Origin of the sequence: Streptomyces sp. TBY4, from assembly GCF_024213195.1 — a bacterium.
GTDB lineage: Bacteria > Actinomycetota > Actinomycetes > Streptomycetales > Streptomycetaceae > Streptomyces.
In genome coordinates, this window is sequence record NZ_JANAVF010000002.1 from 30,014 (window position 1) to 45,799 (window position 15,786).

A 15,786-nucleotide genomic window follows, 5' to 3' on the forward strand; every position below is an offset into this window, starting at 1 on the left:
GAGAGTTCCGTGACCACCGAGTCCGCAGCCACCGTGTACGGCTACCCCCGCCAGGGACAGCACCGGGAACTGAAGAAGGCGATCGAGGGGTACTGGAAGGGCCGCGTCACCGCCGAAGCCCTCCAGGACACCGCCCGCGACCTGCGCCGCAGCAATTGGCAGCAGCTCGCAGAGGCCGGCATCACCGAGGTCCCGACCGGCGACTTCTCCCTGTACGACCACGTCCTGGACACCACGCTCATGGTCGGCGCGATCCCCGCACGCCACCGGCCCGCCGTCGAAGCGGACGCCCTGGACGGGTACTTCGCGATGGCCCGCGGCACCCAGGACGTGGCCCCGCTGGAAATGACCAAGTGGTTCGACACCAACTACCACTACCTGGTCCCCGAACTCGGCCCCGACACCGTCTTCACGGCCGACCCGGCCCGGCAGACCGCCCAGTTGAAGGAGGCCCTGGCCCTTGGGCACACGCCCCGCCCGGTCCTGGTCGGACCGGTGACCTACCTCCTCCTCGCCAAGCCCGCGCCCGGCACCGCCGCCGGATTCGAGCCGCTCGCCCTGCTCGACCGGCTGCTGCCCGTCTACGCCCAGGTCCTCGCCGAACTGCGCGCGGCCGGCGCCGCATGGGTCCAGCTCGACGAACCGGCCCTGGTCCAGGACCGCACCCCGGCCGAACTGAACGCGGCGGCCCGGGCCTACCGCGAGCTCGGCGGCCCCGCCCTCACCGAGCGCCCCCGGCTGCTCGTCGCCTCCTACTTCGACCGGCTCGGCGAAGCCCTGCCCGTCCTGGCGAAGGCGCCCGTGGAGGGACTCGCCCTCGACTTCACCGACCGGGCCGAGGCCAACCTCGACGAGCTCGCCGCCGCCGGCGGCATCCCCGGAAAGCGGCTGGTCGCCGGCGTGGTCAACGGCCGCAACATCTGGATCAACGACCACCAGAAGTCGCTGACCACCCTCGGCACCCTGCTCGGCCTCGCCGACCGCGTCGACGTGGCCGCCTCCTGCTCCCTGCTGCACGTCCCGCTCGACGCCGACGCCGAACGGGACACCGATCCGCAGATCCGGCGCTGGTTCGCCTTCGCCCGCCAGAAGACCGCCGAGATCAGCACGCTGGCCCGCGGACTGGCCCGGGGCACCGACGCCATCGCCGCCGAACTCGCCGCGAACCGGGCCGACCTGGCCTCCCGTACCGCCTCCCGCATCACCCACGACCCGGCCGTCCGGGCCCGCACCGCGGCCGTCACGGACGCGGACGGCCGCCGCGCACAGCCCTACCCCGAGCGGGCCGCCGCCCAGCGCGCCCACCTCGGCCTGCCGCCGCTCCCCACGACCACCATCGGCTCCTTCCCGCAGACCGCGGACCTGCGCACCGCCCGCGCCGACCTGCGCGCGGGGCGCATCGGCACGGAGGCCTACGAGGAGCGGATCCGGGCCGAGATCCGCGAGGTCCTCTCCTTCCAGGAGAAGGCGGGCCTCGACGTGCTCGTGCACGGAGAGCCCGAACGCAACGACATGGTGCAGTACTTCGCGGAGCAGCTCACCGGCTACCTCGCCACCCAGCACGGCTGGGTCCAGTCCTACGGCACCCGCTACGTCCGCCCGCCGGTCCTCGTCGGCGACGTCTCCCGTCCCGACCCGATGACCGTCCGCTGGACCACGTACGCCCAGGCGCAGACGGCCAAGCCGGTCAAGGGCATGCTCACCGGTCCCGTCACCATGCTCGCCTGGTCCTTCGTACGCGACGACCAGCCGCTCGGCGAGACCGCGCGGCAGGTCGGTCTCGCCCTGCGCGACGAGGTCGGCGACCTCGAAGCGGCCGGGACCGCGGTCATCCAGGTCGACGAGCCCGCCCTGCGCGAAACGCTGCCGCTACGGGCCGCCGACCACGCCGGATACCTGGAGTGGGCCACGGAATCCTTCCGGCTCACCACCAGCGGCGTCCGGCCGGACACCCAGATCCACACACACATGTGCTACGCGGAGTTCGGGGACATCGTCGAGGCCATCGAGCACCTCGACGCCGACGTCATCAGCCTGGAGGCGGCCCGCTCCCACATGCGGATCGCCGACGAGCTCGCCGGCGCGGGCTACCCGCGCGAGGCCGGCCCCGGCGTCTGGGACATCCACTCCCCCCGCATTCCCTCGGCCGGGGAGGCGGCGGCCCTGCTGCGCAAGGGACTTGGGGCCATCCCGGCCGAACGCCTCTGGGTCAACCCCGACTGCGGTCTGAAGACCCGGGGCTGGCCGGAGACGAGGGCCTCCCTGGAGCACCTCGTCGAGGCGGCCCGCCAGGTCCGCGCGGAGATCTCGCCGCGCGCCTGATCCCCGCGGGACCGACGGCCGGCACCCGGGACGTCCGGGTGCCGGCCGGTGGTGCGGGGCGGTGGTGCGGGGCGTCGGGCGTCAGTGCACGGGCACGGCCGGGGCGGACTCTCCTTCCGGGGCGTCGTCCTTGTCCCTGCGGCCGAGGTGGTTGAAGGCGAGGTTCAGCAGGACCGCGGCGACGCAGCCGGTGCTGATGCCGGAGTCGAGGATGATGCGCATGCTCTCCGGGAAGCCGTGGTAGAAGCCCTCGCTGGCCATGGGGATCACGCCGACGCCTAGGCTGATGGCCACGATGAGGACGTTGTCGCCGCGCTCCAGGCCGGCCTGGGCGAGGGTCTGGATGCCGCTGGCGGCCACGGTGCCGAACAGGGCGAGTCCGACGCCGCCGAGGACGGGCTGCGGCACCAGGGAGACGACCGAGGCGAGGAACGGGCACAGGCCGAGCAGGATGAGGATGCCGCCGCTCGCGGCCACGACGTACCGGCTGCGGACCTTGGTGATGGCGACCAGGCCGACGTTCTGCGCGAAGGCGCTGGCGGCGAAGCCGTTGAAGAGCGGGCTCAGCGCGGTGCCCAGGCCGTCGGCGCGCAGCGCCGCGGCCAGGGTCTTCTCGTCGGCGGGCTTGTCGACGATCTGGCCGAGGGCGATCACGTCGGCCGTGCTCTCGGTCATCGAGACGATCATCACGATCATCATGGAGACGATCGCGGCGGCCGCGAACTGCGGGGCGCCGAAGTGGAAGGGGGTGGGGAACCCGATCACGTCGGCATCGGCGACGGCGCTGAAGTCCGCGAGCCCGAGGGGGAGGGCGATCAGGGTGCCGACGAGGAGGCCGAGCAGGATGGATATCTGCTTGAGGAAGCCGGTGAGGACCCTGCGGAGCACGACGGTGATCAGCAGGGTCACCGCGGCGAGACCGATGTACTTGACGTCCCCGTAGTCCGCGGCCGACGGGTTGCCGCCCTGGGCCCAGTTGAAGGCGACGGGCAGCAGGGACAGGCCGATCAGCGTGATGACGGTGCCGGTGACCACGGGCGGGAAGAACCGGATGAGCTTGCAGAACCAGGGGGCGAGGAGGAAGCCGAAGACTCCGGCCACGATCACGGCCCCGTAGATCACGGGCAGCGCGTCCTCGGGGCCCTCGGCCTTGGCGATGGCCAGCATCGGGGCCACGCCGGCGAAGGAGACGCCGTTGACGAAGGGGAGGCGTGCGCCGATGTTCCAGAAGCCGAGCGTCTGGAGCAGGGTGGCGATGCCGGCGGCGAAGAGGCTGGCGCTCATCAGGAACGCGATCTCGGCCTGGCTCAGCCCCACGCCGATGCCGACGACCAGGGGCGGGGCGACGACGCCCGCGTACATGGCCGCCACGTGCTGGAGGCCGGCGCCGAGGAGCTTTCCGAACGGCAGGGTCTGGTCGACCGGATGCTTCTCGGCGGGGGTGGGTGTGGTGGTGGACGACGTGGATGACGTGGATGACACGGAGAGTCCTCCAGGACTGCGTGCGGACTGCGTGCGGAAGGGTGCGAGGACGCAGTCGAGCGGTCGGCAGGAGGGACCGGGGGCATGGAGGTGCCCTGAGCGACGGGGAGCCCGTCCTCTTGGGGGACCAGATCTCTGGTGAATCCAGGGGGAGTTGCCCGAACCGGGGTGCCGTGGGGTGAGCGAGCCCCGACGGCCCTGCCGAAGACTGCATGAACGGATCGTCCACGATGCGGAAAGCAGTTTCCGTGCGGCTGGGTGGCTCTAGTGGCTCACGCGGAGGGGAGCGTGTCAAGACCCGGGATCCGGGACCTCCGGGAGGCGGGCGGGGTCAGGTGCCCTGTGGACGCAGTCGCTGCCACAGCTGCTCGTCGATCCGGTCGAGGAAGGCCAGGGCCTCGCGTTCGACCGCTTCGGCGGCGGCGCCGGTGCGGCCGTGGTTGTCGATCCGCTGGTACTCCAGGTGCAGTTGCTCCAGGGCGCGTTGGATCTCCGGCGGCTCCACGGGCACGATCTTCGCGACGGGCCGCACGTAGTTCGGCCACCACCCGGTGACCGCCTCGCGCAGCAGCACGCGCAGCTGCCCCGTCCTGCCGGAAGCCCCGACGAAACAGGCGGGCGACGGCCGCAGCACCTCGAACAGGGCCTGGGTCTGCCGCGCCGACCCGCGCCAGCGGTTGCGCCGTTCCGCCTCGGCGTAGCGGTCGCGGGTCATGCCGACCCCCACGGCCGCCTGCTCCACGGTCAGCCCGAGGAGCGTCCGGCACTGCAGGAGCGTGGCCGGCTCGCCGAGCAGATCACCCGGCGCACACCACAACGCGGCGGCCAGCGCCTTGATCTGATGGACCGTCGGGATCTCTGTGCCCTGCTCCCAGGCAACCAGCGTGCCGGGGTGGAGCGGGTGTCCCTGGAAGGCCGAAACGGCCCAGGCGACCTGGCCGTGGGTGAGGCCGAGCCGCTCGCGCACGGCGGTGGCGCGGCGCGGCTCCAGCGGGGGATAGGGGGATATTTCGCCCTCGGAGGGGCTGCGGAGATCGTCTCGGGATGGCATAGCCGCACACCGTAGGGCGAGGGGGCGTTCCAGCCAAGGCCCTCGGGTGTCGGCGTCGATTGTGCGTACATCCAAAGAATCGCAGGAATCGAATCGCCTCCCTGGATGAGTTGACGGCCGGGGGGTCGGTTCGTAGGGTCGCTGTCGTCCACAGTGGAAAGTAAATTCCGCAATGAGGAATCTGGCCGTTCTCCCCACCCCGGAAAACAGCACGATCTCCTCTTCCCTCCGGGCAAGTCCGTCCACTTGTCCGGCTCTTCAGGCCGTGCTTCGCCCCCGACCGTCCCCGCCGCCCGCCGGCCGGGAGGTCTCTCGGAGGGACTGTCCCTTTTGCGCTCCCCTACGCTCTTCCCGCACGAACGCCCCGCCCCGCCCCTTCCCGTCCATCCCGCCGACGAGGTCCTGCCCCTGCGGCGGATGATCCCCGCCGCCCTCCAGCACGTGGCCAGCATGTACGCCGGCCTCGCGGCGCCACCGCTGATCATCGGCGGCGCCCTCGGCCTGACCGCGGCCCAGCTCACCGTGCTGCTGGCCGCGAGCCTGGTGGTCGCGGGCCTGGCCACCGTCGCCCAGACCTTGCGCTTCTTGGGTGTGGGTGCAGGGCTGCCCGTCACCAACGGGGTCTCCTTCGCCGTGGTCTCCCCGGTCCTGGCCGCCTCCGTGTCACGCGGGCAGGACACCCTGCCCCTGGTGTTCGGCGCCACCCTCGTCGCCGGGGTCGTCTGCTTCCTCCTGGCTCCGGCCTTCTGCCGGCTCCTGCGCTTCTTCCCTCCCGTCGTCAGCGGGTCCGTCATCACCCTGGTCGGGCTCTCGCTGCTGCCGGTGGCCGGACAGTGGGCCCGCGGCGGCGACCCCGCCTCCGCCGGCTACGGCTCGCCGTCCAACCTGGCGCTCGCCGCGGGCACCCTCGCCGTCACGCTCCTCCTCCACCGGCTCCTCAGCGGACGCTTCCTGCAGCGGGTGGCCATCCTGCTCGGCCTCATCGCCGGCACCGCCGCCGCGATACCCATGGGCAAGGTCGATCTCCAACCCCTGTCCCAGGCGCCGCTGTTCGCGCTCCCGGAGCCGTTCGCGTTCGGTGCCCCGCAGTTCGAGGTGCCGGTCATCGCCACCATGCTCGTCGTCATGCTCGTCTCCATGACGGAATCCACCGCCTCCCTGATCGCGGTGGGATCGGTCGTCGACCGCCCGGTCGACGCCCAAGTCATCGCGGGCAGCCTGCGCGCCCAGGGACTGGGCACCGCACTCGGCGGAGCCCTGGGCGCCTTCGTGAGCTGCGCCTACGCGCAGAACACCGGCCTGGTCGCGATCAGCCGCATCCGCAGCCGGTACGCGGTCACCCTGTGCGGAGCGATCCTGGTGCTCATGGGGCTCGTGCCGGTCCTGGGCTCGCTCGTGGCGCTCGTGCCGCTGCCCGTACTCGGCGGGGCGGCGGTCGTCTTCTTCGGCTCGATCACCGTCGCCGGGATCCGGACCCTGGCCAAGGCCTCCCTGGCCACCGGGCACAACGGCATCATCGTGTCCGTGGCCCTCGCCTTCGGTCTCTTCCCCGTCGCCTCGGGCGATTTCTACGAGCGGCTCCCCGCGCCCGTGACCATGGTGCTGGGGTCGGGCATCACGGCCGGATGCCTCGTCGCCGTCCTGCTCAACCTGCTGCTGAACCACTTCGGACGCGGGAGCGAGGCGAACGAGAGCCACGTTCCCACCGCCCAGGTCGACGCCTTCAGCGGGATCGACGGGGTGCGGCCGTCCAGATGAGGGGGTACCTCTCGCTCCCCGTCCGGTCGGCCCACAGGAGCCGTTCCCGTACGATCCCGCACCGCTCCTCCGGGATCCGCTCCGCCAGCCCGCTCAGCAGGTCGCGCATCCTGCGGAGCGCCATCGGGGAACCGGTGGCGCAGAAGAGCAGCTCGTCGACGGCGGTGCGCACGTAACCCTCCCAGTCCGGCACCGGGACCGTCACCCGCAACCGGCCGCCGCCGTCGGTGAACCGGCCGGTGTCCAGCTCCAGGCAGGCGAGCCGGGTCAGCAGGTCCTCGATGCGGTCCATGCTCTCCACCGCGGTGGCCGGGTCGTTGACCGCCGGGGAGAGGGCGCGCAGCCCGATGTCGGCGAGGAGCCGGAAGGGCAGGTCGGGATCCTGGTCGAAGGTCCGCTCGACCCCGGTCTCCAGGGCGCCGCGCAGCGCCGCCTCGGGCAGCTCGCCGCCGGTCACCTCGGCCAGCGGCATGCCGCGCGACACGGTAGCCCCCGGGGAGACGAGGAAGGCGACGGAGTAGCCGCGCTGCTCCGCCAGGCCGACCAGGGCGCGTACGTCCATCCGCTGGACCACCACCGCCGGCCCGGACCAGAGGACGGCGGTGGTGGAAGCCGCCGGGGGCGGTGCGGCGGCGACGGCCGCGGCCGCCCGGTCCGGGTCGTACGGGCGGGCGTACAGGGTGTCGAACATCCGGTGCGCGCGCGTGGCGATGGCGGTCAGGGAGTGGCCGAGCTGGATCGAGCGGAACGCTCTGGCCTGCAGGGCCCGCATGAGGGCGAGCGCGACCAGGGTGAGCACCATGGCCGTCCCGGGAACGAGGGTGGACACGGTCGTCCTGCGGGCACCGATGGCCAGCCCCGAGGTGATGCTGAAGACGAACACGCCGACGGTGAAGGCGAAGGCGCGCCACACGATCGGGTCGTCGCGGAAGAGGCCGAGGCGCGGGGTGAAGGTGCTGGCGGAGAACTGGATGACCAGGAACAGCATCGAGTAGATGATGCTCACCAGGCTGATGACGCCGAACCCGACGGTGAACAACAGTGTCACCACCGGTCCGGCGTCCAGCTGGGGCCCCAGCGAGAACCTGGGGAGCAGAACGCCCAGGGCCACCCCGGCCACCGCGCAGACCAGCTGGGCGAGATCCCGGCGCACCGCGCGCGAGCCGGACATCCAGCCTCCTCCAGGTCCCGGTGAACGGACTCCACCGATGAGGATGCAACCACGGGAACCGGGGGAGCGGTCGGCGAAATGCCGGGTGCGTGTGATTTTGGGGTGGGGCGGTCGGCGGGTGGCGGGAAACGGACCGCGGCCGTACGCCTCGCGTCAACGGGGCTGCCATGCGGTGGATTCCGGCCGCCGGATAGAGTCCCGGCATGATCACGGCCCCAGCTGCCTCCAGCGCGAAGCGGGCCCGCCGGCCGGCGGGTGCGCTGCGACTGGTGTGGCTGGCCGCCCTGCTGTTCGCGTTCCTCTACACCCACGCCGCCGGAGCCGACAGCGCCACGGCGCACGTCGCCCGCGGCGCGGCTCCCGTCGCCCACCTGGATGCCATCGGGGCCGACGGCGCCGGTCTCCACGACGGCGGCGACGTCCCGGGCGGGCACGAGCGCGGCGGCGACGTCCCCGGCGGGCACGAGCACGGCGGCGGGCACGCGCACCCCGCCGAGGCGTGCGCCTCCGGGCACCCCCAGCAGGGTGCGGAGCTTCCCGCGCCCTCGCTGCTTCCCCTCGGCGATCTGTCCCCCGCCGTCGGCGCGACGGGACCGGCCCGGTGGGAGCGGACCGTTCCGTCCGGCCTTCCTCCCCTGCGAAGTGCCCTCGGCTCCGTGGTGCAGCGGGTATAGATCCGGGCTTTTCGCCCCGATCCGACCCGATTCTCATCGCAGACCCGGCCCGCCGCCCTCACGCGGCCGACCGGGCGATGAGCCATGCACACGGCATCAAAGGAACACGCACGTGACTTCGCCCCAACTCCTCGGCACCCGGACCGCGGACACCGCGCCCGCCTCTCCTGCCACGGGACGCGCCGCCCGGCGCAAGCACCAGGCCGGTGAGGCCCGGACCAGGTCCCTGGCCGCCCGGTACCTCGGCTACGTCGGCTACTTCGTCGGCGCCGGCCTCATCAGCGGCGCCGTCGTCCACCACCCGCTCGACCCGGACCGCTACACCCGCATCGCCGTGTACGGCGCCCTCGTCTTCCTCTGCGCGACCGTCCTCAACGAGTTCGTGCTCACCCGGGAGCGTCCGGGAATGCCCCGGCTGCTGCTGGTCATGGGTGCCTCGCTGCTGCTGTCCTTCGGGATCGGCATGCTCAGCGGCGGGCTGCAGCACTTCGACGACTTCCCCGCCCGCGGCGCCGTCCTCGTCCCGGCCGGACTCGTCGTCTCCTTCGTCGCCTACGTGATCAAGGACGCCGACACCCCGGTGCGCCGGATCTTCGGCCTCGTCGGCCTGGCCGTCCTCGTCACCGCCGCCCTCGCCTTCCTCGGCCTGCGGGAAGTCGCCGCCTCCTTGGAAGAGAGCGCGCCCGGCGGCGGCCACAGCCACGGCAGCTCCGAAGAGGCCCCGGCGGACGAGCACGCGCCCGCCGGCACCCCGGAGAGCCCGGCGGCGCCCGCCCCCGGTGCCTCGTCGACCGCGAAGCCGGCTCCTTCGTCGGCTCCGCACACCGACGGACACGGCGGGCACTGAGCAGCCGGGGAGGGGCCGGGTTCGCCCGCCCCCTCCCCGGGAGGGGTGGTGTGCCGACGCGCGGGGCCTGCGTGTACTCCCGTGCGCCCCCATGTGCCCCTTCGAGGGCACCGGCCGTTCCGTTTACGGTTCCGGGCCATGAGCGGATACGCGAAGGAACCGGCCATGCCGACGGAAATCAGCACCCGCGACCTGCCTCCCTCCGACCGCTGGTCCCCGCCCCTGGTGATACCGGCCCCGGTCTGCCGTCTGGAGAACTTCCTCGGGGCCGAGCGGGCCGCCCGCCTGCTGAGCTACGCGATCTCCCGGCAGTCCGACTTCCACGCCGGCACGGTCGTGGACCCGCTGTCGGGCCAGGTCTCCCGCAAGGGGCGCAGCTCCCTCGTCCTCCCCGTGACCAGCCCCGTACTGAGCCGGCACCTCGCCGACTGCCTGCCGCTCGTGCAGGAGGTGCTCGGCCACCGGGCCGCGCTCACGCACACCTCGACGGTCATGACCGCGCACGGTGAAGGGGGCCACTACGGCATGCACACCGACGCCTCACGGGTCCGCGACGTCGGCACGGCCCTGTCGGCCGTGTACTACCTCCACCGCAGGCCCCGCGGCTTCGAAGGCGGCCAACTCCGGCTGTACGACACCCTGATCAGGGGCGGCCGGGCGCAGCCCGCGGAGTCCTACCGCACCGTGGAGCCCGACCACGACACCATCGTCTTCTTCCCGGCCGGCGCCTTCCACGAGGTCGTCCCCTCCACCTGCCCCAGCGGGCAGTTCGCCGATCACCGGTTCACGCTCACGACGTGGATCAGCGGTGCCCGGTCAGCGGAGACGGCGCACGGTTCCTCGTCCGGGGTCCTGGAGTGGATGGCCCGCGCGGCCGAACACACCCGCCCGCTCAAGGACATCGACGACGACGACCACGACCACGACCACGACGGAGCCGGCCCCGTCGCGCTCCCGGCCGCATCCGAGACCGCCCGGCTCTCCCTCCCCGCACCTCCGCCGCGCGCCGTCTGAAAATGCGGCCGGCGCAAGGCGGTCTGTTCCTGACGTTCCTTCACCATTACGCTGTCGGGGCGCTGTTGGGCCGGCGTCGGGGTCAGGACTTCGGCACGGTGTTGATGTGGTGGGTGCCGGCGCCGTAGAAACCCTCCACCGTTTTCAGGACGTCGGCCTGGGAAACCGCTTCACCGGCCTTGTGGTAGAACCAGTTGACCTTCATGTCCCAGGTGCGCGCGCCACCGGTGAAGGGAAGGTCGATGAACCAGTTGCTGAAATGCATGTCCATCTTCTCGCGCGGGACGTATTTGCCGGTACTCGTGAACAGGTCCTTGCCGTCCAGCGAATAGGTGGCCTTTCCGTCCACGAAGGTGATCATCATGATGTGCCAGCCTTCGAGGCGCTGCTTCTTGAGCGCGCTGTTGACCCGGTCCGGCGGATCGGCCTTGAACCAGCTCACGGTGTCGAGCTGCGGACCGGGCGAACCCCAGCCGCCGTTCGGCAGGTACTCGAAGTCGAGTTCGCTGTAGTTCTCCGAGGAGTCCGAGGCGGAGATCGGGAAGAAGGTCTCGACGACGTGGTCCCCGTTGCGGCCGCTGCTGGGCTTGTCGCTCAGGTGGACCCGGGCGGCGTAGGTGCCGGTGAAGAGCGGGGTGCCGGTGGTCTGTATCTCGACCTGCCGGGTGCCCTGCTTGGTGCCGTCGGTGGAGGACTGCAGCTGGAGGGCCCGGCCCCCCTGGGCGGTCGTGTCGGAGGGGAAGCTCGCGCCGGCGGCGGACCAGGTGTCCTTGATCCCCGGGCCGCCCCCGCCGGTACGGACCTCCCAGCCGTTGGCATCGAGCGCCGGGTCGTCGGGGCCGCTGTAGTGGAAGTCGTCGAACAGGGTTCCCGGCGGTCCGGCCAGGGTCGGCGAGGCGCTGGGCCTGTCCTTGGACGCGGAGGCGACGCCGGCGGGACCGCCGGAACACGCGGCGAGCACGCAGAGGAGGGCGGGCAGCGTGAGCGCGGTCCACGCGCGGCGACGAGGGGTGCGGCGGGGCTGACTCACACGGGCTCCTTGGGGCGGGCGTAGAGGCGGTACGTGGACACGCCCTCGAACGATGAAGCGATGAAACGATGATCGGCAGATCAGGGGCCGATCACATGAAGGGTCATCCTAAGGTTCGCGGAAAGCCGCTCATCCCCGGACTCTGACCGTATGCATGTTGATCATTTACCGGAAACCGGGCGTACAGACTTACCTACCAGTACCACTAATTGGCATTTCAATCCGATTACGACGGCGGATCAGATCACGTCAAAACCGCCCATCGGGCCCAAGTCGTTCCAGTTCGGTGCACTAGCGTTCGCCCTGCCATCCAGCGGTCCCCGTGCCCTGCAATGAAAGGCCTCGCAAGGTGCGCTCAGTCATTGGTTCCATTGATCGCGGATCGGTGCACCACATAGAACCCGAAATGTCCGAGTCGGGTTCCGAGGAGCCCGCTCCGGCCCCGGTCTTCGTCGACCAGTCGGGTCTGCGCGGCCGTCTGCTGCGCGGGCTCGGCTGGCCGGTCTCCCTGGTCGGCGCGGTGCTGGCGGTCGCCATGGGAAGCAGCCTGATCGGCATGCAGGCGGACGCCCCGGCGATGGGCATACCCGCGCAGCCCGCGGGGACGCCCGGCTCGCCGCCTTCCGCGGCGCCCCAGCCCACCCCGTCGGCGTCACCCGCGCCGTCCGCTTCGTCCTCACCCCGGACGACCACGCCCTCCGCGACACCCCGGACGGCTTCGGCGGCCACCCCGTCGAAGCCGGCCGCCACGCCGTCGAAACCGTCGGCCGCCCCGTCGAAGTCCTCGGCCGGCGAGCCGAAACCACCGGCGTCGAAGCCGAAACCCACGGCCTCCAAGCCGAAGCCGATGGCCGCCACGCCCGACGCCCCGGACTCCCCGGCCACCGCGCCGCCCGGAGCGAGCCCTTCGGGCCCGCCGGCCGGCAACCCCTGATCTTCCGCACCACCCATCTCCAGGAGCGTCATTGTCCCGCCATCAGCGCCGCCGGCAGTCCCTGCTCAGGCCGCGCCGACTGGCCGCGCCGCCGCTGCGCTTCTTCATGCCGCTGTCGCTGCTGGCGTGTCTGCTCGCACTGCTGGTCCTGCGCGGCCTAGCCACCAACGAGGCGTTCCACGACGACCGGATCGCGATCTCGGTCGACAAGACGACCGTGCCGCAGCACCTGCTCAAGGGCGGTCCGGTCATCGACGCGCGCGGCAGCAAGAACGCGAACCCGGTGAGCTACCGGATCCCCGACCGCACCGCGGTGCTGAGCTTCGACGACGGCCCCTCGCCGAAGTGGACTCCGAAGATCCTCGACGTGCTCGCCTCCCGCAACGTCCCCGCGGACTTCTTCGTGACCGGCGCCATGACCACGCGCCACCCGGACTTGATCCGGCGGATCGTCGCGGACGGCCACGAACTCGGCGTCCACACCTTCACCCACCCCGACCTGGTGTACCAGTCCCCGACCCGGATCAGCTGGGAGCTGGCGCAGACGCAGCTGGCACTGGCCGGCGTCGCGGGTGTGCACAGCGCGCTGTTCCGCCCGCCGTACTCCTCCGACGCCACGGCGATGGACGACTGGAACTACCCGGTGATCAAGTACGTGGGTGCCCGCGGCTACCTCACCGCGTTCATCGACCGGGACACCGACGACTGGAAGCGTCCCGGTGTCGAGCAGATCGTCAATGCGGCGATGCCGGCCACTCCCGGTGCGGGCGCGCTGATCCTGCTGCACGACGCGGGCGGCGACCGTACCCAGACCCTCGCCGCGCTCGAGCAGATCATCGACAGGCTGCAGGCCCAGGGCTACCGCTTCACCACCATCTCCGAAGCGCTCGGCGCCTCCAGCGCCACCGTGCCGGTGCACGGGTACCAGCTGTGGGCGGGCAAGGGGTACCTCTGGGCCACTCAGTTCGCCGTGCAGACCCTGCCGGTGCTGGTCGCGCTGCTGGCCCTGGTCGGCTTCCTCAACTTCGGCCGGTTCGGGCTGATGATCGTCCTCGCGCCCATCCACGCCCGCCGCTCCAAGCGCCGGGACGCCTGGGGGGAGCCCGTCACCCGGCCGGTCACGGTCCTGGTCCCGGCCTACAACGAGCGCGAGTGCATAGCCAACACCCTCAACTCCCTGGCCCTCAGCGACTATCCGATCGAGGTCATCGTCATCGACGACGGCTCCTCGGACGGCACCGCGGACATCGTCGAGGAGATGAACCTGCCGTTCGTCCGGCTGATCCGCAAGGCCAACGGCGGCAAGTCCAGCGCGCTCAACGCCGGCATCGCGGCCGCCTCGTACGACATCATCGTGATGATGGACGGCGACACCGTCTTCGAACCGTCCACCGTGCGCGAGCTGGTCCAGCCCTTCGGGGACCCGGCGATCGGCGCCGTCGCGGGCAACGCCAAGGTCGGCAACCGCGACAGCCTGATCGGCGCCTGGCAGCACATCGAGTACGTCCTCGGCCACAATCTGGACCGCCGGATGTACGACATGCTGAACGTCATCCAGACCATCCCCGGCGCGGTCGGTTCCTTCCGCAAGGAGGCCCTGAGCCGGGTCGGCGGCATGAGCGACGACACCCTCGCCGAGGACACCGACATCACCATCGCGGTGCTCTGCGACGGCTGGCGGATCGTCTACGCCGAACGCGCCCGCGCCTGGACCGAGGCTCCCGCCAGCCTCCAGCAGCTCTGGTCCCAGCGGTACCGCTGGAGCTACGGCAGCATGCAGGCGATGTGGAAGCACCGCCACGCGGTGACCTCCCGCGGACCGGCCGGGCGCTTCGGCCGGATCGGGCTGCCGCTCGTCGTGCTGTTCGGCGTCGTCGCCCCGCTGCTGGCGCCGCTGGTCGACCTGTTCCTGCTGTACGGCGTCCTGTTCGGGGACGCCCAGCTCACCCTCGCGAGCTGGGGCGGCTTCATCCTGATGCAGGCCGCACTGTCCTGGTACGCCTTCCGGCTCGACGGCGAGAAGCCCTGGCACCTGATCAGCCTGCCGGTCCAGCAACTGGTCTACCGGCAGCTGATGTACATCGTCCTGCTGCAGTCCGCGATCACGGCGATGACCGGCGGCCGGCTGCGCTGGCAGAAGCTCCGGCGCACCGGTGAGGTCGCCGTACCCGTGGAGGTCCGACCGTGACCGCGTTCATCGACCGGGGGCGCACGCAGGACACCGTCCAGCTCAGGACCATCGCCGTTCCGCAGCAGCCCGGGCCGGAGCGGGAGCAGGTGCCGGCGCCATTGCCGGCGCCCGAGGCGGGGCCCGAGGCCCCGGCTCCCCGCAAGGGCGGCCGGGACCGGTACCTCGACCTGCTGCGCGCGCTGGCCCTGCTCCGCGTGATGCTCTACCACCAGTTCGGCTGGTTCTGGCTGCCCCTCGTCTTTCCGTCGATGGGCGTCATGTTCGCCCTGGCCGGCTCCCTGATGGCCCGCTCGCTCAGCCGTCCCGCCCTCGGCGTGATCCGCGGCCGCCTGCGCCGCCTGCTGCCGCCGATGTGGCTGTTCGGCGCCGTCCTGCTCACCCTCCAGATCCTCGACGGCTGGGGCCCCGACTCCGACGGTCACCCCACCTGGTGGTGGACCAAGCTGGCGTTCTGGATCCTGCCGCTGAGCACCCCGCCGTACGCGGAGTCCCTGCCCGGCTTCGGCCTCGTGAGCGAGACCTGGGCCCTGCAGATCACCGTCCCGCTCTGGTACCTCCGGGCCTACCTCTGGTACGTCCTGCTCTCACCGCTGATGCTGAAGGCGCTGCGCCGCCTTCCGGTGGTGACGCTGTGCGCCCCCCTGGCGGTGCTCGTCGTCATGCACACCTTCTTCGCCGACCAGGACTTCGTCTACAGCCGGGTCTGGGAGAACGCCAACGACTTCGCCATGTTCGGCTCCTGCTGGATCCTCGGCATGGCCCACCAGGAAGGGCTGCTCAAGAAGATCCCGCAGTACGTCCTGCCGTCCATCGCCCCGCTGGTCATGGTGGCCGGCCTCTGGTACCTGCAGACCCGGCCGGTCGACCCGACCGTACCGACGGACATCGAGTCCTGGCCGATCGCCCAGGCCCTGTGGTCCCTGGGCTTCGTCGCCCTGCTGCTCCACATCAGCCCGTCCTGGGAGGTGTGGCCCAGGGTGCTGGAGCGGTGGAACGGCCTGGTCAGCTTCCTCAACGCACGCGCCGTCAGCGTCTACCTGTGGCACCAGGTGGCCCTGGTGGCCGCCATCCCGCTGGTGGACCCCCTCTGGAGCGTGGAGTTCTTCTACGAGAACTTCCAGTGGCTGCTGGCCAGCATGTGGTTCACGCTGCTGGTGGCGATCCCGCTGGTCGGCCTGCTGGTGCTGGCCTTCGGCTGGGTCGAGGACGTGGCCGCCAAACGCCCGCCGCGGCTCCTGCCGTACCCGCGCCGCAAGCGGGGCAGGCGCCGGGCGGCCACCGACTGACCGGCACCCGGCCGGCCGGCACCCGA

General features: G+C 71.5%; 12 protein-coding genes. 8 read left to right on the forward strand and 4 right to left on the reverse strand.

Annotated elements, in window-relative coordinates; genetic code table 11:
- Window positions 1–9 precede the first annotated feature (9 nt).
- Window positions 10–2,322 carry a 5-methyltetrahydropteroyltriglutamate--homocysteine S-methyltransferase gene (metE, locus tag NLX94_RS04485; RefSeq protein WP_254381264.1) on the forward strand — a complete coding sequence of 771 codons (2,313 nt, stop codon included), beginning with the start codon at window positions 10–12 and terminating at the stop codon, window positions 2,320–2,322.
- An 81-nt stretch (window positions 2,323–2,403) separates the two neighbouring features.
- Here metE and NLX94_RS04490 read toward each other — a convergent pair whose 3' ends face one another.
- Window positions 2,404–3,804, reverse strand: coding sequence for a nucleobase:cation symporter-2 family protein (locus NLX94_RS04490; protein WP_254381265.1), 1,401 nt, complete (start codon window positions 3,802–3,804; stop codon window positions 2,404–2,406).
- Between the two features lie 331 nt (window positions 3,805–4,135).
- The gene (locus tag NLX94_RS04495) at window positions 4,136–4,855 is read right to left on the reverse strand and encodes a helix-turn-helix transcriptional regulator (protein ID WP_254381266.1); all 720 of its coding nucleotides are present in this window, start codon (window positions 4,853–4,855) and stop codon (window positions 4,136–4,138) included.
- Between the two features lie 330 nt (window positions 4,856–5,185).
- Here NLX94_RS04495 and NLX94_RS04500 point away from each other — a divergent pair, with 330 nt between their 5' ends.
- Window positions 5,186–6,613 carry a nucleobase:cation symporter-2 family protein gene (locus NLX94_RS04500; protein ID WP_254381267.1) on the forward strand — a complete coding sequence of 476 codons (1,428 nt, stop codon included), beginning with the start codon at window positions 5,186–5,188 and terminating at the stop codon, window positions 6,611–6,613.
- On the opposite strand, the gene NLX94_RS04505 is transcribed toward NLX94_RS04500, so the two are convergent.
- The gene (locus NLX94_RS04505; protein ID WP_254381268.1) at window positions 6,579–7,784 is read right to left on the reverse strand and encodes a DUF2254 family protein; all 1,206 of its coding nucleotides are present in this window, start codon (window positions 7,782–7,784) and stop codon (window positions 6,579–6,581) included. The genes NLX94_RS04500 and NLX94_RS04505 overlap by 35 nt on opposite strands.
- 203 nt (window positions 7,785–7,987) lie before the next feature.
- Here NLX94_RS04505 and NLX94_RS04510 point away from each other — a divergent pair, with 203 nt between their 5' ends.
- The 3 genes from NLX94_RS04510 to NLX94_RS04520 all read left to right on the forward strand — a co-directional run bounded on the left by NLX94_RS04510 (window position 7,988) and on the right by NLX94_RS04520 (window position 10,319).
- A complete protein-coding gene (locus tag NLX94_RS04510; protein ID WP_254381269.1) occupies window positions 7,988–8,458 on the forward strand; it encodes a hypothetical protein in 471 nt (156 codons plus the stop codon).
- A gap of 112 nt (window positions 8,459–8,570) precedes the next feature.
- Entirely contained in the window at window positions 8,571–9,305 is a 735-nt protein-coding gene (locus tag NLX94_RS04515; protein ID WP_254381270.1) for a hypothetical protein, read from the forward strand.
- Between the two features lie 138 nt (window positions 9,306–9,443).
- A complete protein-coding gene (locus NLX94_RS04520; protein ID WP_254381271.1) occupies window positions 9,444–10,319 on the forward strand; it encodes a 2OG-Fe(II) oxygenase in 876 nt (291 codons plus the stop codon).
- Between the two features lie 82 nt (window positions 10,320–10,401).
- Here the strand turns inward: NLX94_RS04520 and NLX94_RS04525 are convergent, their stop codons facing one another.
- Entirely contained in the window at window positions 10,402–11,349 is a 948-nt protein-coding gene (locus NLX94_RS04525; RefSeq protein ID WP_254381272.1) for a glycoside hydrolase family 16 protein, read from the reverse strand.
- A gap of 406 nt (window positions 11,350–11,755) precedes the next feature.
- Here NLX94_RS04525 and NLX94_RS04530 point away from each other — a divergent pair, with 406 nt between their 5' ends.
- The 3 genes from NLX94_RS04530 to NLX94_RS04540 all read left to right on the forward strand — a co-directional run bounded on the left by NLX94_RS04530 (window position 11,756) and on the right by NLX94_RS04540 (window position 15,760).
- Window positions 11,756–12,283, forward strand: a complete 528-nt coding sequence (locus NLX94_RS04530) for a hypothetical protein (RefSeq protein ID WP_254381273.1) — start codon at window positions 11,756–11,758, stop codon at window positions 12,281–12,283.
- Window positions 12,284–12,314: 31 nt separating this feature from the next.
- Window positions 12,315–14,471 (forward strand): bifunctional polysaccharide deacetylase/glycosyltransferase family 2 protein, encoded by a 2,157-nt coding sequence (locus NLX94_RS04535; RefSeq protein ID WP_374683900.1) that lies wholly within the window; start codon window positions 12,315–12,317, stop codon window positions 14,469–14,471.
- A gap of 89 nt (window positions 14,472–14,560) precedes the next feature.
- Window positions 14,561–15,760 (forward strand): acyltransferase, encoded by a 1,200-nt coding sequence (locus NLX94_RS04540; protein WP_374683916.1) that lies wholly within the window; start codon window positions 14,561–14,563, stop codon window positions 15,758–15,760.
- The last annotated feature ends 26 nt before the right edge of the window (window positions 15,761–15,786 follow it).

Excerpts from the sequence above, each read along its gene's own strand:
- NLX94_RS04495 (WP_254381266.1), bottom strand. The coding sequence starts at position 4,855 with ATGCCATCCCGAGACGATCTCCGCAGCCCCTCCGAGGGCGAAATATCC.
- NLX94_RS04510 (WP_254381269.1), top strand. The coding sequence starts at position 7,988 with ATGATCACGGCCCCAGCTGCCTCCAGCGCGAAGCGGGCCCGCCGGCCG.
- NLX94_RS04505 (WP_254381268.1), bottom strand. The coding sequence starts at position 7,784 with ATGTCCGGCTCGCGCGCGGTGCGCCGGGATCTCGCCCAGCTGGTCTGC.
- NLX94_RS04520 (WP_254381271.1), top strand. The coding sequence starts at position 9,444 with ATGAGCGGATACGCGAAGGAACCGGCCATGCCGACGGAAATCAGCACC.
- NLX94_RS04530 (WP_254381273.1), top strand. The coding sequence starts at position 11,756 with ATGTCCGAGTCGGGTTCCGAGGAGCCCGCTCCGGCCCCGGTCTTCGTC.